The sequence below is a fragment of the Buttiauxella massiliensis genome, assembly GCF_902500225.1.
Lineage (GTDB): Bacteria > Pseudomonadota > Gammaproteobacteria > Enterobacterales > Enterobacteriaceae > Buttiauxella > Buttiauxella massiliensis.
On record NZ_LR722654.1, the window covers coordinates 197,996 to 217,977 of the forward strand.

Annotated in this window: 18 protein-coding genes and 1 pseudogene; 5 read left to right on the forward strand and 14 right to left on the reverse strand. The window is 49.3% G+C overall.

What is annotated here, in order from left to right; translation table 11 throughout:
* Window positions 1-120 precede the first annotated feature (120 nt).
* From GC128_RS13250 to GC128_RS13285, 8 genes are all read right to left on the reverse strand, one after another.
* A complete protein-coding gene (locus GC128_RS13250) occupies window positions 121-1,386 on the reverse strand; it encodes an HAAAP family serine/threonine permease (protein WP_151994698.1) in 1,266 nt (421 codons plus the stop codon).
* Window positions 1,387-1,660: 274 nt separating this feature from the next.
* Window positions 1,661-2,647, reverse strand: a complete 987-nt coding sequence (gene araH / locus GC128_RS13255) for an L-arabinose ABC transporter permease AraH (protein ID WP_151994699.1) — start codon at window positions 2,645-2,647, stop codon at window positions 1,661-1,663.
* A 14-nt stretch (window positions 2,648-2,661) separates the two neighbouring features.
* Window positions 2,662-4,176, reverse strand: a complete 1,515-nt coding sequence (gene araG, locus GC128_RS13260) for an L-arabinose ABC transporter ATP-binding protein AraG (protein ID WP_151994700.1) — start codon at window positions 4,174-4,176, stop codon at window positions 2,662-2,664.
* Between the two features lie 54 nt (window positions 4,177-4,230).
* Window positions 4,231-5,220 carry an arabinose ABC transporter substrate-binding protein gene (locus GC128_RS13265; RefSeq protein ID WP_151994701.1) on the reverse strand — a complete coding sequence of 330 codons (990 nt, stop codon included), beginning with the start codon at window positions 5,218-5,220 and terminating at the stop codon, window positions 4,231-4,233.
* Between the two features lie 333 nt (window positions 5,221-5,553).
* Entirely contained in the window at window positions 5,554-6,111 is a 558-nt protein-coding gene (locus GC128_RS13270) for a DJ-1 family glyoxalase III (RefSeq protein WP_151994702.1), read from the reverse strand.
* A 45-nt stretch (window positions 6,112-6,156) separates the two neighbouring features.
* Entirely contained in the window at window positions 6,157-7,362 is a 1,206-nt protein-coding gene (locus tag GC128_RS13275) for a glycoside hydrolase family 88 protein (protein WP_151994703.1), read from the reverse strand.
* 13 nt (window positions 7,363-7,375) lie between these two features.
* Window positions 7,376-8,656, reverse strand: coding sequence for an oligosaccharide MFS transporter (locus GC128_RS13280; protein ID WP_151994704.1), 1,281 nt, complete (start codon window positions 8,654-8,656; stop codon window positions 7,376-7,378).
* On the reverse strand, window positions 8,653-10,488 hold the full coding sequence (locus tag GC128_RS13285; protein ID WP_151994705.1) for a DUF2264 domain-containing protein: 1,836 nt from the start codon (window positions 10,486-10,488) through the stop codon (window positions 8,653-8,655). The genes GC128_RS13280 and GC128_RS13285 overlap by 4 nt, the downstream gene beginning before the upstream one ends.
* Window positions 10,489-10,716: 228 nt before the next feature.
* Here GC128_RS13285 and GC128_RS13290 point away from each other — a divergent pair, with 228 nt between their 5' ends.
* Window positions 10,717-11,583, forward strand: coding sequence for an AraC family transcriptional regulator (locus GC128_RS13290; RefSeq protein WP_151994706.1), 867 nt, complete (start codon window positions 10,717-10,719; stop codon window positions 11,581-11,583).
* Window positions 11,584-11,930: 347 nt separating this feature from the next.
* The gene (locus tag GC128_RS13295; RefSeq protein WP_151994707.1) at window positions 11,931-12,434 is read left to right on the forward strand and encodes a non-heme ferritin-like protein; all 504 of its coding nucleotides are present in this window, start codon (window positions 11,931-11,933) and stop codon (window positions 12,432-12,434) included.
* A 74-nt stretch (window positions 12,435-12,508) separates the two neighbouring features.
* Here the strand turns inward: GC128_RS13295 and GC128_RS13300 are convergent.
* Window positions 12,509-12,841: pseudogene (locus GC128_RS13300) on the reverse strand (alginate lyase family protein); the annotation flags it as partial.
* A gap of 42 nt (window positions 12,842-12,883) precedes the next feature.
* On the opposite strand from GC128_RS13300, the gene GC128_RS13305 reads away from it, so the two are divergent.
* Both GC128_RS13305 and GC128_RS13310 read left to right on the forward strand, forming a co-directional pair.
* On the forward strand, window positions 12,884-13,615 hold the full coding sequence (locus GC128_RS13305; protein WP_151994709.1) for a hypothetical protein: 732 nt from the start codon (window positions 12,884-12,886) through the stop codon (window positions 13,613-13,615).
* A 199-nt stretch (window positions 13,616-13,814) separates the two neighbouring features.
* Window positions 13,815-15,158: an anaerobic C4-dicarboxylate transporter gene (locus GC128_RS13310; RefSeq protein WP_151994710.1), complete on the forward strand. Its 1,344-nt coding sequence runs from the start codon at window positions 13,815-13,817 to the stop codon at window positions 15,156-15,158.
* A gap of 42 nt (window positions 15,159-15,200) precedes the next feature.
* On the opposite strand, the gene GC128_RS13315 is transcribed toward GC128_RS13310, so the two are convergent.
* A complete protein-coding gene (locus tag GC128_RS13315; protein WP_034496127.1) occupies window positions 15,201-15,452 on the reverse strand; it encodes a DUF2766 family protein in 252 nt (83 codons plus the stop codon).
* 169 nt (window positions 15,453-15,621) lie between these two features.
* Between GC128_RS13315 and GC128_RS13320 the strand changes: the two genes are divergently transcribed.
* Window positions 15,622-16,194, forward strand: a complete 573-nt coding sequence (locus GC128_RS13320) for a sugar O-acetyltransferase (RefSeq protein WP_151994711.1) — start codon at window positions 15,622-15,624, stop codon at window positions 16,192-16,194.
* Between the two features lie 14 nt (window positions 16,195-16,208).
* Here the strand turns inward: GC128_RS13320 and GC128_RS13325 are convergent, their stop codons facing one another.
* Genes GC128_RS13325 through GC128_RS13340 form a run of 4 tightly spaced genes read right to left on the reverse strand, consistent with a single transcriptional unit; the run spans window position 16,209 to window position 19,952 of the window.
* Window positions 16,209-17,186 carry an ABC transporter ATP-binding protein gene (locus tag GC128_RS13325; RefSeq protein ID WP_151994712.1) on the reverse strand — a complete coding sequence of 326 codons (978 nt, stop codon included), beginning with the start codon at window positions 17,184-17,186 and terminating at the stop codon, window positions 16,209-16,211.
* Window positions 17,173-18,156 carry an ABC transporter ATP-binding protein gene (locus GC128_RS13330; RefSeq protein ID WP_151994713.1) on the reverse strand — a complete coding sequence of 328 codons (984 nt, stop codon included), beginning with the start codon at window positions 18,154-18,156 and terminating at the stop codon, window positions 17,173-17,175. Before GC128_RS13330 ends, GC128_RS13325 begins: the two co-directional genes overlap by 14 nt.
* Window positions 18,149-18,994 (reverse strand): ABC transporter permease, encoded by an 846-nt coding sequence (locus GC128_RS13335; RefSeq protein WP_151994714.1) that lies wholly within the window; start codon window positions 18,992-18,994, stop codon window positions 18,149-18,151. Before GC128_RS13335 ends, GC128_RS13330 begins: the two co-directional genes overlap by 8 nt.
* A 4-nt stretch (window positions 18,995-18,998) precedes the next feature.
* Window positions 18,999-19,952 carry an ABC transporter permease gene (locus GC128_RS13340; protein ID WP_151994715.1) on the reverse strand — a complete coding sequence of 318 codons (954 nt, stop codon included), beginning with the start codon at window positions 19,950-19,952 and terminating at the stop codon, window positions 18,999-19,001.
* Between the last annotated feature and the right edge of the window lie 30 nt (window positions 19,953-19,982).

Consider the following 19,982-nt stretch of genomic DNA (forward strand, 5'->3'; position numbering starts at 1 on the left):
TTACTACCGTAACGGTAGATTATGATTAGCCATGTAAGTATAGACAGGGTGACGGGTGTCGCAATTTTCCAGGATAAATCGCCAGGCCGCATATGGCCTGGCGTTTCGGTATGGCAGGTGTCAGAAGAAGCTTGCGATAAGTCCTGAAATAGCCACAAGACCCATAACCGTAACGAAGATATTGCTCACTTTGCCACGGAATTTCGCCAGCGCAGGAATTTTGTGGATAGCATACATCGGCATGATAAACAGGATCATCGCGATGATTGGGCCGCCCAGCGATTCAATCATGCCAAGGATGCTTGGATTAAGCGTTGCCACTAACCACAGGCTCAGCAGGAAGAACAGAGCGATAGCTTTATTCAGCTTGCGGTCATCAAAACGCTTGCCGTTGTGGCGGGCAATTTTTTTCACCAGTCCATGCAGACCTTCGCGTGCTCCCAGGTAGTGACCGAAGAAGGAGCTGGAAATTGCCAGAATTGCTACCAGTGGGCCAAAGATGGAGATCAGCGGATTATCGAATTTGTTAGCAAGGAAGCTCAACATTGAAATATTTTGCTGTTTCGCTGCCATCAAATCTGCCGGCGTTACACTTAGCACGCAGCTGAAGACAAACAACATAACAAACGCCAGCAGAATGGTGGATGTTTTGCGCAGCGTCTGGCTGGCTTTTTCATCTGCCTGGTTGCCATATTCACGACGCTGAGACAACGCAAATGAGGAGATAGCCGGAGAGTGGTTAAAAGCAAAGACCAACACCGGAATAGTCAGCCACATAGTTGTAGTGAAATCTAGCGCAGTAGGTACTTGGGAAAGAGCGGCCGTGTTCCAGTGTGGAATCAAATATAAAGAAAGGAACAGCAGGATGCCGACTAACGGGTAAACCATTAGCTCGGTAATTTTCAGCATCACACGTTCACTCGTCAGCATCACCGCCATCAGCGCGACAATCAGCACAATCGACAAAATCACGCGCGGCGGTGAAGCCATGCCGAGTTGGTTGACCATCAACGAGTCGATGGTGTTAGTGATGCCGACGCCGTAGATAAGCAAAATCGGGTAGATAGCGCAGAAGTACAGCAGAGTAATTAAGATGCCCGCTTTAGCTCCGAAATGTTCTTCCACCACTTCGGTGATATCGCTGCCAGGATTACGTGATGATAAGACAAAACGAGCAAGCCCCCGGTGAGCAAGCCAGGTCATTGGCCCAACGATAACCGCCAGCGCCACTAACGGCCAGAATCCGCCCATCCCTGCGTTGATCGGGAGAAATAACACCCCTGCCCCGACCGCCGTACCAAAAAGGCTAAGAACCCAGGTAGTATCAAACTTACGATTCCCGGGAACATGCACTTTACTACTGGTGTAATTAACATCACTGCTCATTGGCTCATCTCCTTGAGGCCGAATTCAGGCTGCCGACTCTACTTTAGCCAGGTGATTGTTACAGTGATTTATATCCTGGTTTGAATTAGTTTATGGCGGGAAATACTAACAATCTAATCAATATCACATTTAAACGCTGGATATCTTATCTGTGCAAAATTAAACGATGTTAATAACAAAAAAATGGTGGATGTCGCTTTCGCTAATCCACCCCCAAAAAAGGACTCACACCCTTTACCGCTACAATGTACTCCCACGACCCAGAATCAAGCCGTTAAACCGTGCGTTTTGCTTTCTGTTTGTAGCGGTCGAAGATGACAGCAGCAAGCAGAATCAAGCCGCGCACCACATATTGCGAGAAAGGCGAAATATTCAGCAGGTTCATGGCATTTTCCACGGTGCCAAGAATCAAAATCCCGGCAATCACGTAGGAAATTTTGCCAATCCCACCTTTGAGTGATACCCCACCCAACACGCAGGCTGAAATTACAATCAACTCGTAACCAATAGACGTCATTGGCTGGCCACTGGTCATACGCGAAGCAAGGATAATCCCTGCTGCTGCCGACACTAATCCGGAGAGAATAAAGATGATGATTTTAGTGCGCACCACTGGCACACCCGCCAGACGTGCCGCTTCTTCGTTGCCACCAATCGCCAATGTGTTACGGCCAAAGGTTGTTTTGTTGAGCAGGAAACCAAAGATTATCAGACACGCAACTGTCAGCCAGATGGGTGCAGGCAGCCCTAACCAGTTGGCATAACCCAGTGCAAAGAAGCGTTCATCCTCGATACCCACCGCTTTACCATCAGAAATAATGTATGCGAGGCCGCGTACAATTTGCATGGTGGCAAGAGTGGTGATAAGTGCGTTGATTTTTAGTTTTGCAATAACAAAACCGTTCACCAGGCCGCATAACACACCGAGCAACAGCCCTGCCGCCACACCAATCCACAGGCTTTCTGTCATGTTGATGACTACCGCCGTGGTGACCCCGGCACATGCAATCACCGACGCAACGGACAAATCGAAATCACCAGATGCCAGGCAGAACAACATGCCACAAGCCACCATTCCCGACATTGAGATGGCAAGCCCTAATCCCTTCATATTCACGAAAGAAGAGAAATTCGGTACGAAAATAGCGCAGGCAATAAATAGAACGGCGAACACCACCAGCATGCCGTAGTTATCCCAGATACGCCCAAGACTCAGGGACGACTTCTTATTGCTGTCACCTGATGTAGTTAATGCAGACATTTTTATCTCCTTACTCATGCGGCAGACGCACTGGTTTTTGGCATTGCCAGACTTAATGCTTGTTGCTCATTGGTTTCGCCATGCAGCAATTCACCGGCTATTTCCCCTTCGCGCATCACGATAATGCGGTCCGCAAGGCCAAGCACTTCGGGCAGATCGCTTGATGCAAACAGCACAGCTACACCTTGTGCAGCAAGGGCATAAATCACGTTATAGATTTCGTGTTTTGCCCCAACATCAATGCCGCGCGTTGGCTCATCAAGTAAAATCACTTTCATCTCCTCCGACAGCCAGCGTCCTAAAATCGCTTTTTGCTGGTTGCCACCGGAGAGGTTCATGATCAGCTGCTCAGCAGAAGGTGTTTTAATGTTCAGCGAACGGATATGCGAGGCGGCATTGTCTGTTTCCCAGCGGTTGTTTATCAGGCAACCGGCGCTAATATGCTTACGCCGCGCACTAATATTGATATTGTCACGCACCGAATGCACCGGAATAATACCGTCAGCCTTGCGATCTTCCGGGCACAGCATCATGCCGGCACGAATCGCATCGGCGGGCTTATTGATATTGATAACTTCACCATCAATAAACACTTTGCCATCGGTGATGCGCGTACCGCCAAACATGCCTTTCATCAGTTCACTCCGACCGGCACCGACCAGACCAAACAGACCGACAATTTCACCACTACGCACTGAAAGCGAAATAGGTGTTCGTACACCAGGGGCTTTTACACCATCTAGGCGTAAACGCTCAGCCCCATGTTCACGAGGTTTCCAGCCATAGACATCACCAAGATCGCGCCCAACCATCGCCTGCACCAGCGAGTCATGACTGACCTGCTTCATATCGTCAAAGGTGCGAACGTAGCGCCCATCTTTAAACACGGTGATGGCATCACTGAGAGCAAAGATTTCTTCCATACGATGCGAGACGTAGAGGATCACGCGGCCTTCGGCGCGTAACTCACGGATGACGCGAAACAGGTTGTCGATTTCACGACGGGAGAGAGAACTGGTCGGCTCATCAAAGGCGATCACTTTCGCATTACGTGCCAGTGCCTTAGCAATTTCGACCATCTGCCATTGGCCGATGGATAAATATTTGAGCGGCGTGCTTGGGTCAATATCCAGCCCGAGATGCTCAAGCTGTAACTTTGCTTCGTAATTCAGTAAGGAGCGGTTCACAAACCCCGCTTTATGAGGTAGCTGTCCGAGGTAAATATTCTCTGCGACCGACATTTCCGGCACCAGATGAAGCTCCTGATAAATAATCGCGACTCCGGCATTAAGCGCTGCGGGAGTGTCGGCAAAAGCCACTTCCTCACCGCGCAGGGCAATACAGCCTTGGGTTGGAGCATAATTGCCGCTTAAAATTTTCAGGAGCGTTGATTTCCCTGCGCCATTCTCCCCCATTAGTGCGTGAACTTGCCCGGCATAACAGTCGAAACTGATGTCCTGTAAGGCTTTCACGCCGGGGAAAGTTTTGCCTATACCACGAAAAGAGAGATACGGTGTCTTATGTTGCATGACATACCCCAATGTTGAAGGGCGGATGGGCATAAACCTCATCCGCCAAAGAGATTACTTGCCGCCGAGGCCTTTTTTAGCCAGCTCTTCTTTAAAGTTGTCGCGAGTGATCAGCACCACGTCGGTAACTTCAGTGAACTTCGGTGGCTCTGCACCCTTGGTGACCCAGTTGTAGAGCATTTCGCTACTTTTATAACCGTGTACATCCGGGCTTGGGAGCAGTGAACCGTAGAAGCCAGTGGCCTGCGCTTTCGACAGTTCACTGACGGCATCCACACCATTAATCCCTACACCAATAACATCCGGGGCTTTAAAGCCCTGCCCTTCAGTGGCGCGCACACCACCCAGCACGGTGTTGTCGTTCATGCCAACAATGAGCCAGTGTTTCACTTCAGGGTGTTGAACCAACATGGAGTTAGCGGCATCGAAAGCCCCTGGGATGTCGTTAGATTTGGTCGGTACTTTATAGATTTGTTTTTCCGGGAAACCAGCCGCTTTCAGAGCTTCCATTGAACCAGAAGTACGGCGGCGGGCAGTATCGAGCTCGTCAGACGTAATCGCCATTACCGCGGATTCTTTCACGTCCCAACCGCGTTTTTGCATCTCTTTGTACAGCTCTTGCCCCTGGCGTTCACCGATTTTGGTCGCCGCCATCATCACTAATGGCACGGTATCCATTGGCTTGCCTTTCGCGTTGACGAACTGGTCATCAACGGCAATGACTTTCATGTCGTAGCTTTTGGCTTTCGCCACAATTGCCGAACCCAGTTTTGGATCGGGAGTACAAATCACAAAGCCTTTCGCGCCGCTGGCGGCCAGGCTATCGATAGCATTAAGAGTTTTTTCGCCGTCGGGAACGGCAATTTTAATCACTTCAAAGCCAAGATCTTTCCCGGCTTTATCAGCAAATTTCCATTCGGTCTGGAACCATGGTTCTTCTGGTTGCTTCACCAGGAAACCCAGCTTCATTGTTTCTGCGATAGCGGATTGTGACATAATTGCAGCAATGCCAATTGCCGCTAGCGCTTTAGTAAATTTGTGCATGGTATTCTCCAGCTCGATTTTATTTTCTGTAGGGTAAGGTTTAGTTAAAACAAGCCATTAGCCGTATGAGCTTTTTGCTTCTGGGCTGGAGATAGTTGTAGCGGGAAATTAATAGTCCATAGGAGAGCGCAATCACATGGCAGAAATACAGTAAGACCGTGCATGTATTCAGCAATAAAAGACATAAAAATAGGGCGTTATGTCGGACAAATGAAATATGGACTAGCAGATTTATCCATAAATTCAGCGCTAAGGTGGATAAGCTGATTTATAGAAATACAGATTGAAGAAGGCGGGTAAGTATTGCGCTCACCCACCGCTATTCCTGACCTATTACCATTGATAATAGATATGCTCCGCGTGATCTCGCGCTGGGGCTTCGTCGCCTTCGAGTCGCGCGGCAATGGTCAGGGCAAAATCAAATACTTTCCCTAACCCTTTACCGCTTATCAGATTGCCATCTTCGACTACGTCAGCATCAACATATTCACCGTCCGTCACCTGTTGCCACAAATCACCAGAACAGACATAGCGGCGGCCTTTAAGCAAACCGTTACCACCCAGGACGCGTGCTGCAGCAGAGCAAATCGGGCAGATAAACTTGCCAAGATCGTCATGACGACGCACGAAAGCAATCACGTTAGCGCTTTGGGCCAGAAAGACACTGCCGTCTGGGCCGCCAGGCAGCACAACGGCATCGAATGTTTCATCAAAACATTCACTCAGCGTAGCGTCTGCCACCATCGGAATATCGTGGTAACTCACCACCGCACGGGTATCGACGCAAGAAAGTGTGCGCACTTCTATTTTAAGGCGACGCAGAATATCAATAGTAACAATGGCTTCAGCTTCTTCAAAACCTGGTGCCAGTAACACTGCAACGGTTTTCATCATCACTCTCCATGTTGCCCCCGCAACATTACGGGGGCGAGAAACTTACCAGTAGAGACTCCACACCTGGCGCACACGTGCCAGCGCTTCCAGGTAGAAATAGTCTCCCCAACTGCAACATTCATCCACCCCTTTGCCGCTCGCCATGTGGTAGACCGAGTGTTTCAGCAGACCTTCACATGGCTCATCGTCACGCGCCAGATAGTTATCGGTCAGCGACTGGATAATACGCAGCGCCATCTCTTCGTAGTGGGCGCGATGTTCGTCCAGCACCGGCAGTACTTTCACCAGTTCCAGCAATCCACAAGCGGTGATCGCCGCGGCTGAACTGTCGCGCACCGCATCGGTGCCCAGCAACGCCAGATCCCAGTGGCACACGTCATCTTCCGGGAGGCGGTTGATAAAGTAATGCGCCAGGCTGCGGGTGAGATCCACCATGCTCTTGTCGCCGGTATACAAATACGTTAGCAAAAAACCGTAGATGCCCCACGCCTGCCCGCGCGACCAGCATGAGCTGTCGCTGTAACCCTGATGCGTATTGCCAAACCGCGGCTCGCCGGTTTTTACATCCATATAGTAAGTATGGAATGTCGAAGCGTCCGGGCGAACAATGTACTTCGCCGCCTGTTCCGCATGTGCCGTGGCAGCCTGCGCGTAGCGTTCGTCGCCCGTTTGCTGGCTTGCCCAATAAAGCAGCGGAAGGTTCATATTACAGTCAATAATCATCCGCCCCTGTTGTTCTGGATCATTCAAATCGCCCCACGCCTGAATGATTTTTGCCACCGGGTTAAAACGCTCCATCAGAATATCCGCCGCTTGCAGCGCGGTCTGGCGAGCGGTTTCATTGCCGGTTAAACGCCAGGCGTTAACGCACGACAACGTGTAAAGGAAGCCCAAATCGTGGGTCGCGGTTTCGATGCGCTTGTCTAAACGCTCTTTAAAAGAAGGCAGATAACGCTCTGCCGCCTGGCGATATTTTTCATCGCCGGTCATCTCCCATGCCAGCCACAGTTGCCCTGGCCAGAAACTGGTGGTCCACTCATTATTCTCCGAAGGTTTCCATTTGCCGCCTTCACAGGCTTCGTTAGGGAATTTGTCTCCGATGGCAACAATGGTCTTATCCAGCTTTTTAGTGACACTTTGCAAAGCCGCATCCAGCTTGCGTTTCAGGGCCAGGCGGTCTACTTGATGCAATTCAATAGGGCGCAGTGGCTCGGTCACAACTTTTTCAGTGACTACAGAACGGGTCATAACGTCTCCTTAATTAATGTTTTACCGGTTCGACCGGTGAAGTGTCTAAAGCGGGTGAGAATGTCTGAGATTCAGCGCGTTTTGACTGGCAACGCGAGAGTGTGAAAGCGGAAATCAGGGTGAAGACCAGCGCGCAGCAGCCCATCATTAAGTAGGTGTGTGCGAAGCCGATTTTGTCGTACAGATAGCCTGCAGGCGGTGCCACTACTACCGAGCCGACATAAATCATCGCCTGATAACCCAGCAGATACATGGTGGCGTTGACCTTCTGGTGGAAATGCTCGGCGATGTACTTGAACACAGAGATCAGCAGCAGGGCAATTTCGACGCCGTAGAACGGTTTGATAATGGAAATCACCAGCGGATCGGTGGTCAGGCCGGACGCTATCAGGCGCAAACCGACGACGCAGCCGCAGAGCAACAACCCTTTTTTGGCACCGTAATGGTTTACCAGCACCGGGATGAACATCATCATTACGAATTCCATGCCGGACTGCAGCGTGCTGAGGTAGCCGTACCAGGCGTTGCCCTGCTCTTTGGTATCGAAGAAAGAGACGAAGTAGCGTGGGAATTGCTGTTCAGCAACAAACATCATCCATGCCACGCCTGCGACATACAGGCTGAACATCCAGAACTTACGGTTTTTCAGCAGCATCAGAACATCGGAAAAGACGATTTTATTCGCTGAAATCACATTGTTATTGCGCAGTTGTTCATCGCCAATTTTCAGGCTGATCAGCACCAGCAACATCAATACGGAGGTCGTGCTGCTGACGAGGAAGTTTGCCAGCGGCGTGTAGTTAAACAGCAAACCGGAAACCGATGCAGCCATCGCCCAACCGAGCGAACCCCACATGCGGATACGGCCAAATTCCAGGCCATATAAGCGGCTGAATCTGTCGGCATAAGATTCTGACGCCGCAACGCCTGCATACCAGCCGAGGCTCAGATAAAACGCGCCAATCACAATGCCAATGGTGGTATGCGAAAGCAGCAGCGGTTGATAAACCGTGACGAAAAACGGGGCCATTAATGCCGAGATGGCGCAGACAAAATAGAGCAGCCATTTGCTCATGCCGATTTTGTCCATGATGTAGCCGTAGACCGGTTTCATCACCACGGCAAAAACGCCGTTAATCGCAAAAACGCTGCCGATGGTTATGCTGTCTAATCCTACTTTTTGGCTCAACCACAGGGCATATAACCCGAAGCTCGAAGACCAGGTGAAAAAGTAGAGGAAGATAAAGGTGCTCATTTTTATTTGAGCGGTACGCGTTGGTGTTGAACTATTCATTCATGGTTCTCCAGAAACAATACATGCTTTTGGTGGTGGCCCATCACCAGGCGTACTGCGCCCTCGCTGATAATGGCTTGCGGGCAAGCGTGTTCATCAAATCCTTCAGAATCCCCTGCCCAAACGGCGCTGATTAAGAGATGCGTTCCTGCGTTTAATTCACCGCGCAGCAGCGGAATGGCTGCGCGTTCGGCGAACAATAAGTTGCTGTTTGGTGGAGTTAAAACCTGCTCTCCGTTCCGGGATTGCGGGCTTAAACAGGTGATAGCGCTGGTATCGGTAGCCGTTTTGAGAACGCTGTTTGCCAACGAGAGATCGGCGTGCGGCAGCGGGCGATTGGGCAAACTAAAACCGCCTTCGGCACAATCGAGTTCCCGCGCGGTTTTGATGTGATGCACCCGTACCTGCCAGTCGCCAAGCGGCACCAGCCAGGTGTCGATAATGACGTCATTCCACGGCAGCCAACGGCTGAAAATCATGCCGTCGACGGTGGTGACGTGCTGGCATTCGCGACGTCCACGCCAATAGTTATCTTTCTCGGATAACAGCAACATCGAGTCAGGTGCCGCATGGTTCAGCCCGTAGCGCCCACGTTCAATAGTGAAACCGTAGCGTGTGGAATAGGCGAATTTGCAGTATTTGGCTTCGGTATTAACGAAGTTATTCAGCTCGAGTTGCCCGGATGTCAGCATCCACAAATGGTTATCCTGGTGAACCAAAATTTGCGCAGCGTGAGGAATGCTGTGTTCAGCTTCACGGGTCGGTAACGGTAATTCTTGCGCCTGCCAGAACGTATCGTTTTCGCCTAATGCCAGCACCAGCATGGTTTTCAGCCCCCAGTATGGCGAGCCAGGTGCGTTGTAATCTTCCGCCATAATCAGGTTCGGATAGCTGTAACCCACACTCAATACGCCATCGCGGTCAAACAGCGGTTGTTGCAACCACCAGCGCAAATGGCGCAGCACAATGCCTTTCACCACACCTGGTTCGTAGACTTCGAGGCCCGCAAAGGCGGCGGCACTCCAGAAGGCGGCCTGGGCAAAGCGATAAGTCAGGCTGCGACCGAACGGAATCGCGGCACCGTCATCCGCGAAGAAATGAATAAAATCAGCGGCAAATTCCGTGGCACGCTGGCGCAATATTTTGCAGCGCTGCGGGTCAACATCGGCCATTAATTTGGAATAGATAAGCCCGTAGAAATGGAAGCCCATCGAAATATAGTAATCACGTGGGCGACCTGGACCATCGGAATACCAGCCGTCGCCGAGGTAATAAGGCTCCATTGCAGCAAAATGCTTATCCAGCGCATCGGCATTGTTTGGCATACCGCAATGATGGAAGCCGACCTGCACCAGAATCGGGAAGAAATGCCAGTTGTTATCCGGGATATCGTGGTTTTCACTCTGCTTTAACCATTGCCAGAGATGGTGTTTCTCCTGTTCGTTAAAGTGCGCCAACAGCGGTTTATGCGCCACCGCCAGCATCAATCCGTAGGCCGCCATTTCCACAATGCGCTGATCGTAAGGAGCCACTTCGCCCCAATATTCTGCGTGGTCAGGATTAGTACCGTTTTTTATGGCCTGGATATAAAAAGAGAGTTGCTCAGGCTCGTACCCTCCCGCCAAAAGTGGCGTCACGCCCCACAACAAGCGCGAGAAAGTTTCCATATTGGCAATTTGTTGCCCGTAATGAGCGGTGAAATTTGCCAGGTCGACACCACTGGCCTCTTTTTTAAAGAATGGCGAAACGGCATTCAATAATTCATTCACCAGTTTATGCAGATCACCCCTGCATTTTAGAGGGTTGTTGAGGGTAATATGTTCAGGTTGCACAATGTCCTCCCGCCAGACACGAGAATAATCTAAGTTATTGTTATTAATAATTTGTGCACGCTAGTTCAGCGCGTTGATGCAAAGAGTAGTCGCTTTTATTCCTGGCTCAGAGTGAGCCGCATCACAAAACTAAACCGTTATTTCAATTTCACTGGATTTTTCTATTGGCGGGGGCAATAAATTACAAATCATGGCGTAAAAACTTAAATTTATTGTCCTGGAGGGGAAATGAGCGAACAGCAATTTATGGAGCGGATTACGCTTGATAGCCAGGTTATCTCATTTCATCGTTTGCGAGCCTCCAGCGCGCAATATTATCACTGGCATCAGTGCGTTGAGTTTTTATATATTTCAAAAGGATATGGCATTGTGGTGGTCGATAATCAGCATTACACCGCACGGCCCGGGCGCTTATTTATCTTCCCGCCCTTCCGTTTGCATAAGGTTCATGTCGATGCCAATGACAAAAACCAGTATCACCGCACAACCATGCACATTGAACACTCTTCTGTTATCAGTACATTGCATGGCTTTCCCCGCCAACAAGCTCAATTTTCAGCCCTGGCTGCAAGCAACGTCCCAGCACAAATTTACGATTTAAGTGAGCAGGCCGGCTACATGGAAGTGATTCTCGAGCAGTTCGACAAACTCGACCCCACGGAGCACTCCACCGCCAGCGATGTTGCGTTTATGGTGATGCAAATTATGGCCTTCCTGCCCGCTCAACCGCAGCTATTTATCCCGCAACAACAGACTGTTGCATCACGTATCATGCAGTGGGTTGAGAGTAACTATAGTGAGAAGTTTTCACTGGATGAGTTAGCGCAATCCATTGGTTTATCACGCAGCTATACCTCCAGGATTTTTCGTCAACAAACCGGCGGCAGTATTCATGAGTATTTGCTGACGCGGCGCATAAAGAAAAGTTGTGATCTATTGCGCACTTCACCATTAAGCATTGAAGCTATCGCCCTGGAGGTAGGCTTTATAGAAGTTACCTACTTCATCACCTGTTTTAAAAAAATGATGTCCCAGACACCATTGCAGTATCGTAAACGGTCACGGGCTCATTCAACTGAAGGGCTAAAAATATGATCTGACACAATAAACCACCTCATAGTGGATTAATTATTCCGTGTTGAATCACAGTTTTGGTCATTTCATTTAAATTATTTAAAATAGACAAATCAGGAGGCAATTATTTAATTAGTCTTTTTTAATATTTCCTGTTGAATAACTTTGTAAATAAGAATGAAACGCGAGAATCAACTGTTTTATTGGTAACTCTAAAGGGGTATTATTTTTTACAACGCAGTCAGGACGCGGATTCACAGGACATGACATGGATACGGTTTTAATGTTTTATCTCTATACCCGTCATATTTCATGTAATACAAAATTCTAATCCTAACCCGATGTTCCGGTTAAATAAGGAAATTATCATGGCAACTTCCGGCATGGTTCAAAGTCTCAACTTACAGATAAATCGTGATTTTTATTCCTCAAATCTGTATTTACAGTTGAGTCACTGGTGCTCAGAAAACAGTTTAACGGGCACGGCTAATTTTTTAAGAAACCAGGCTCAATGTAATGTTACGCAGATGATGCGTATATTTAATTTTATGAAACAAGCAGGCGGCACTCCCATTGTAAGGGCGATTGAAGCGCCACAAAGCGAATGTGACTCTTTAGAAACACTATTTGAAAAAACAGTTGAAGATTATCAGCAGCGCTGCGCCACACTGACTAAATTGACCAATGAAGCAACAGCATTGAAAGATTATTCAACCCTCACTTTCCTGAAAACTATGGATCAGGAACAACAAGACGAAGGCCTGTTGCTCAACACTATTCTTGAAGAAGTACGTAGTGCTCATAAAGCCGGATTGTGTATGAGCCAAACAGATGAGCACCTGACAAATTTAGTGAATCATCAACAACACTAAGTCTCATTGTATCGGGTAATACAGCGTTGATTACCCGAGCGACAATAAATGTTGCTGGCGCTAATCCGCCTTAGTCATGCACACCACATCAACTGTTCACGTAAACTGAGCGTGTCTTCCGGGAAACTAGCCAGCACGACTTTATAACGTGCCATATCCTTTGGATATCCCCTCATGGATTGCAGTAACAGCCGCAACGCGCTGTCCCAGACGATACCCTGCAAATCACTGTAAGGCCACAAATCGGGGTCTGCGATAAATGGCATCAGATAATCGATACCAAGCTTCACGCTCCTGCCATCTTGTACGGCATTCCAGCGGTCAAATTCGACATGTTCCGCATAACGATTAAGTAGCAGATGGGCTTCAAGGTTAAATAAGGAGTAATGGAATGGCACCGGACGTTCAGAGATCCTCCCCGATCTGGGGACACTGGTTACGGCGCGCCCATGCATTACGCGTATTACAAAAATAGCGCCACCCACAATACGATCACGGTAAATCAAACCAACCAACCGCCTGCTGTCCCTATGGTGCATCATTATTACGAAAGTGATGCATTTTGCTGGCTGGATACCGGAGTAGACTGGCGGCAAATTCCCCCGGTTCTCGATAGCCACACGCGTGTGCAGTGGGATAGTGAGGCCTGGCGCGATGTGCGTTTTCGCCGTCGTTTACTTTGGCTGGATAACGCGATTATTGATATCAGCAATGTGCAAAACCCGCATAGCCAACAAATCGACTGGACGTTGCATCTTCAGGGAAAAGCGCTGGATAGCGAGGGAGAATGTGCGCAATTTAGCTCTCAAGGCCCGCTGGTGATTATGAAGGATGCCCGTTGCGTACAGTTAACCAATAGCCAGCCACGTCACTTTGCCACCCCTCATAATGGGCAAGCGTTATGGCTGTACGGCCATGCTGAGTTATGGCAAGGAAATGCTCCGGATAACCCGGCGGTTCAAGATCTGAGCTATCTGGTTCTGCGTAACAAAGAACAATCTTCTCAGTTCATTTGCGTTTGGGATTTTGACCATCAACAACCGATAACCGATATGCACGTCACGCCGGATTCTAACGGTATGACTATCCAACTCAGGCGTGGAGAAAGAACGGTACTAGTTGATCTTTGCGAAGAATATGCAGTGCTCCCGCAACTTAAAACCTCGCATATTCCCTTTTAAATCTTTGGGCGGATGCTTCTCCGCCCAACTCAATTAATCGCTTAATTTGCTCAGTCGGCATAAACCTCGTCCATTAAATTGTTAATTTTTTGTTATAATCAATTGTTTTCATTGAGTTTTAACAAATCCGATCTGCGTCTCAATGGTAATCCTTACAATCTGCAATGCTTTATGCGATGGAATTTTAAAAGGGATTGTCATGATTACTATTGAATTTATTGTCATTATTTTATGCCTGCTGGTCGGGACTCGCTTTGGCGGGATGGGGCTTGGTTTAATCAGTGGAATTGGGTTGTTTATCCTGACTTTCATTTTTGGCCTTGAGCCAGGAAAGCCGCCCGTTGATGTAATGCTCACCATTCTTGCCGTAATCGGTTGTGCAGCTACATTGCAAACTGCGGGCGGCCTGAATGTCATGATGCAGTTTGCTGAACGCCTACTGCGTAAACACCCGCAACACATCACACTGCTTGCTCCTTTCACTACCTGGATGCTGACGTTCCTGTGTGGAACCGGGCATGTGGTCTACACCATGTTCCCGATTATCGCCGATATTGCGCTTAAAAAAGGGATTCGCCCGGAGCGCCCAATGGCGGTGGCATCTATTGCTTCGCAGATGGCGATTACGGCCTCTCCGGTTTCGGTGGCGGTGGTTTCGCTGATTTCCATTATTGGGGCTAATCACGGCGTGGGTCAGGCGTGGAGCATTCTCGATATTCTCTGCGTTTCTGTGCCGGCATCTTTATTTGGCGTGTTAATTGCTGCGCTTTGGAGTTTGCGTCGCGGTAAAGATTTGCAAGACGATAAAGAGTTTCAGGAGAAGCTCAAAGACCCTAAACAGCGTGAATTTATTTACGGCAGTAGCGAAACGCTGATGGACCAGGTGTTCCCAAAACAAGCCTACTGGTCTACGTGGATTTTCTTTGCTGGGATCCTGGTGGTGGTCTTATTGGGCGCTATTCCGACACTGCGTCCAGCGTTTGAAATTAAAGGTGCGCTAAAGCCACTATCAATGAATCTGGTTATTCAGATGATGATGTTGATTGCGGGCGCAGTGATGCTGATCGTCTGCAAAGTAAATGCATCCGCTATCTCTAATGGCGCGGTATTTAAAGCCGGGATGGTGGCGATTTTCTCGGTGTTTGGTGTCGCATGGATGAGTGATACCTTCTTTCAAGCACACCTTGAAGAGCTGAAAATGGCACTGGAAGGCGTGGTGAAAAGCCACCCGTGGACTTATGCCATCGTACTGTTTTTGGTTTCTAAACTGGTAAATAGCCAGGCGGCTGCATTAACAGCTGTGGCACCGATGGGATTGATGCTGGGTGTTGAGCCGAAAATGCTGATTGCCTTCTTCCCAGCGTCTTACGGCTACTTCGTATTACCGACTTACCCTAGCGATTTGGCGTGTATCGGCTTTGACCGTTCTGGCACCACGAAGATTGGCAAATTCATCATCAACCATAGCTTCATTTTACCTGGGTTGATTGGCGTGAGCTGTGCGTGCGCGGCGAGTTATTTGCTGGTGATGACGTTCTTTTAAGCGTAAATCACCCATTATAAATGGGCGATTTAACGGATGGAATTAATGCGCTTCGTTCTGGGGCGTAAACTTCAACTCAATCAAGCTAATCGCTTTCTGAATTGCGCGGCGGGTCACCGGATCTGCCGCTGCCGGATGAGTGGCGAAATCAATGGTCTTCAATTGATTAGCCATTTTTTCGCGCACTTCTACCGGTGCAATCACATCAATTACATCCAGAATTTGCTTAATCACCAGCTGGCATGCCACCACATCGGAAACCAGTTCCTGGTCGGCAGATAATTGTTCAGACATCATTTCTCTCCTGTTTCGCAATGGGCAACATAGTACATTTCTGTACGCTGAAACGGTATCGGTAATCGACATTCATTACTTTATTCGCGCAGAGAATTTTGTGGCTTTTACAACAGTATTTTTATGGTCACAAGATTAGAATGCTGCCAATAGACATAAGGGCAGAACAATGACTGAACATGAAAAATTGCTGGCGGGTTTGCAATACAACACCCGGGATCCTGAATTGCTCGGGATGTATCACAACGCACGGGCGGTAACCAAACAATTGGCACTGCTGGATTCTCATGATTTTGAAACCAAACTTACGCTGCTGCGTGAAATGCTGGGTGGTTTTGGTGATGAAAGTTGGATTGAATTACCGTTCTGGTGTGACTACGGAAAGCACGTCACCATTGGCCGTAATTGTTTTATTAATACCAATGTGGTGTTTCTTGACTGCAATACCGTGACAATTGGCGATAACACGTTGGTGGGGCCAAATGTTCAGTTCTACACCCCTGTACATCCGCTGTCGGCGAAAGAGCGCCTGACCGGAAATCCCGATTATCCTTTTCTGACCAGCGCCAAACCGATTGTTGTTGGCAGCAATGTCTGGATTGGCGGCAATGTGGTTATTTTACCCGGTGTGACAATTGGTGATAACACCACCATTGGCGCGGGAAGCATTGTCAGCAAAGATATCCCTGCGGGTGTGCTGGCAATGGGGCAACCATGCAAAGTAGTGCGGGAGCTTGAATAAGCCCCCGCGATTAATCACTTATCTTCAAATAACCAGCAAGCCACGCGATGGCCGGGTGAAATCTCTTGCATCACCGGGATTTGGCTTTGGCATTTATCCATCGCTCTTGGGCAGCGATTGCAGAATTTGCAGCCTGGCCAGTCGCTCATAGCACCTGGTAATTCGCCTTTAATGCCACCTTGATCAAGCATTTGCACATGCGGATCGGCCACCGGGATTGAGGCAAGCAGTGCCCTGGTATAGGGATGCGCCGGCTCTGTATATAGAGTTTCAGCCGGTGCTTCCTCAACCAGAGTGCCAAGATACATCACACCAATTCGGTCTGAAATATGGCGCACCATCGACAGGTCGTGTGCAATAAACAGATATGTCAGCCCCAATGCCTGCTGCAAATCCTGCAAGATATTGACCACCTGCGCCTGTACGGATACATCCAGTGCCGACAGTGGTTCGTCGCAAAGCACGAACTCAGGGTTTACTGACAGGGCTCGGGCAATACTTATACGCTGCCGCTGGCCACCGCTAAACTCATGCGGGAAACGGTTTAAGTGTTCCGCTTTTAACCCCACTTTTTCGAGCAATTCAAGTGTGCGGGTTGCGCGCTGTTGTTTACCATAACCGTGGATTTTCATCGGCTCGGCAATTAACTGCGCGACAGTCATGCCCGGGTTAAGCGATGAGTATGGGTCCTGAAAAATTGCCTGCATGCGGCGGCGCAACGGTTTAAGTTGTTTGTCGCTCATCTTTGCAATGTCCTGGCCTGCAAACTCAATTTCGCCATCGGTAATATCAAACAGGCGAAGTACGCTGCGCCCAAGTGTTGATTTCCCACACCCAGACTCGCCAACCAGCCCGTAGGTTTCACCTGGATAGATATCGAAACTCACGCCATCAACAGCTTTCACCGGTGGCGTTTTATTAAACCATCCCTGTTGGCTATGGAAATATTTGCGTAAGCCCTTTACACGGACTAATGGCTTAACGTCCTGCATTATTCACCTCCGAATTCCATAACCAGCACATTGCCTGATGACCCTCTCCGGCTTGGTACATCGGAGGCAGGCTGCTACAACGCTCCATGCGCTGCGGGCAACGTTCTGCAAATGGGCAACCAGGTGGTGGGTTGAGTAGCCCTGGTGGCGAGCCTTCGATAGGTGACAAACGAGCGCTTGCCTCGCCTGGCCGCGGCAATGATGCCAAAAGCCCGCGGGTATAAGGGTGCGCTGGACGGTAGAAAATATCCTCCACGCTCCCCTGCTCCATCACAAGCCCACCGTACATCACTACCACACGTGAACAAACCTGGGCTACAACCCCAAGATCGTGTGTGATGAGCATAATTGCGGTGTCGGTTTGCTGTTGTAGTTGTTTTAGCAGGCGTAAAATCTGCGCCTGAATGGTGACATCCAGTGCGGTTGTTGGCTCATCGGCAATCAGTAACGCCGGGTGGCATGAGAGTGCAATAGCAATCATCACGCGCTGGCGCATACCACCACTGAACTCGTGCGGATACTGGTTGTAACGCTGCTCCGCATTACCAATCCCCACCTGTTGCAGCATGGCAATCGACTTTTCTTTGGCCGCTTTTTTGCTGAGGTTCTGATTGCGAATCAGGATTTCGCTCATCTGCTTGCCAATGGTCAACACCGGGTTAAGTGCCGTCATGGGATCCTGGAAGATCATGGCAATATCGTTGCCACGGATTTGGCGCATTTGCTCGGGTGTTTTACGGGCTAAATCTTCGCCCTTAAAATGGACATGGCCGCCTACGACTTTACCGTTGCTACCCAGCAGTTTGAGCACTGATTTACAGGTAACACTCTTGCCGCAGCCTGATTCACCCACAATCCCTACCACTTCACCGCGTTTGACTGCAAAGCTTACACCGCGCACCGCCTTAACTTCCCCTTCACGGGTGAAGAAGGACGTTTGCAGGTTATCGAGTTCCAGTAAGTTATTCATCGCGGTTAGCTCCGGGCTCAAAGGCAGTACGTAATACATCCCCCAATACGTTAAAACTCAGCACCGTCAGCAAAATAAGGACACCCGGGAACATCGCAAGCCATGTTGCTTCACCAATAAAGGATTGCGCATTGTTGAGCATGCTTCCCCATGAGGCATTTGGCTGCTGCACACCAAGTCCGAGGAAGCTCAACGTCGACTCCATCAGGATTGCAGAGGCGATATTCAGCGTTGCCGCAACCATAATGGTCGGCAAAATATTCGGGATGATATGGCGCGCAATGATGATTAACGGATGCTCACCACACGCACGGGCGTACACCACATACTCACGCTCTTTCACCGATAAAGTTTCAGCACGCACCAGGCGCGACATATTCATCCAGGTCAATGCACTGATAATCAGGATGATATTGGCAATACCGGGCTTGAGGTATGCGTTCAATACCAACAGTAGGAAGAAGGCTGGGATCGACATCAAAATATCGACCACACGCATCATCAGGTTATCGATTCGCCCGCCAAAATAGCCACTGACAGTGCCTACCAGCGTGCCAATCAACGTTGAAAATATCATTGCCAGAAAACCGACCATTAACGAAATCTGGCCGCCATATAAAGCGCGAGTGAAATAGTCACGTCCGTAGTCATCAGTTCCGAACCAGTGTTGCGCATCTGGCGGTGTGAGCCTTGCGGTCAGTGACATCTGGTTTGGGTCCCAGGGACTGAATGTTGCCAGTAATGCTGCAATGCTGAAAATGACCAGAACCAGAAGTGATAATTGAGCCGGACGATTACGTTTCAGGCCATGTTTAACTTGTTGCCAACGTCTACTCATCGTCTTACCTCAACGCCTTAATGCGCGGGTCTGCCACGCGATATAACATGTCAGCCAATAAATTGCCGACGATAAGCATCGTTGAAGAGAGCATGATCATCGCCATGATTAACGGGTAATCCAGGGAGGTTATCGACTGGATCCCCAACAGCCCCATGCCTGGCCATGAGAAGACGCTCTCAGTCACATACGCCCCCACCACCAGCTCGCCAAAAGAGATACCAAAGAGTGTAATAACTGGCAGCAGTACGTTTTTAAGGACATGACGGAAAAGGATTGAACGACGTGTCGCACCGTACGCCAGTTGCGTTTGCACATAATCAGCCGACAACTGCGTAATGGTGTTGGAGCGGATATAACGCACGTAATTGGAAAGGTTATAAAAACTCAGTGCAATGCACGGCAAAATACCGTGACGAACCACATCAAGCCACGAGTCTTCCATACCAATTGTTCGCATGCCCATACTCGGCAACCAGTTTAGCTGCACCGAAAACACGGTTATTAGCAGAATTCCAAACCAGAAGATAGGCACTGAAATACCGATATAAGCAAACATATTCAGGAAGTGATCAAGCCAGCGGTGTTTGAAAGCACCTGCCACTAAACCCAGCGGGATAGCCAACACCATAGCCAGAACTAGTGATGCCCCCATCAGGCCAAGAGTTGCGGGAATGCGCTCGGCAATCATAGTTAACACCGGGCGATGGTAAATTAGTGAGTAACCCAAATCCCCTTGCAGCACGTTTTTTAGCCACAACAGGTATTGCATAAACATGGGCTTATCGAGCCCCATGCTATGGCGGATACGCTCGATATCCTCCGGGCTCATACGCGGAGTAATATAAGCCTGCACCGGGTCGCCGGGTGCCAGTTTGACCAGCAGAAACGACACCAGCGAGATGAAGAACAGCATCGGCACCAGTTGGGCCAGGCGTCGTACTAACACATTGTTCATACTGCTTTCCAAAAAATAAGCCCCCGGAAG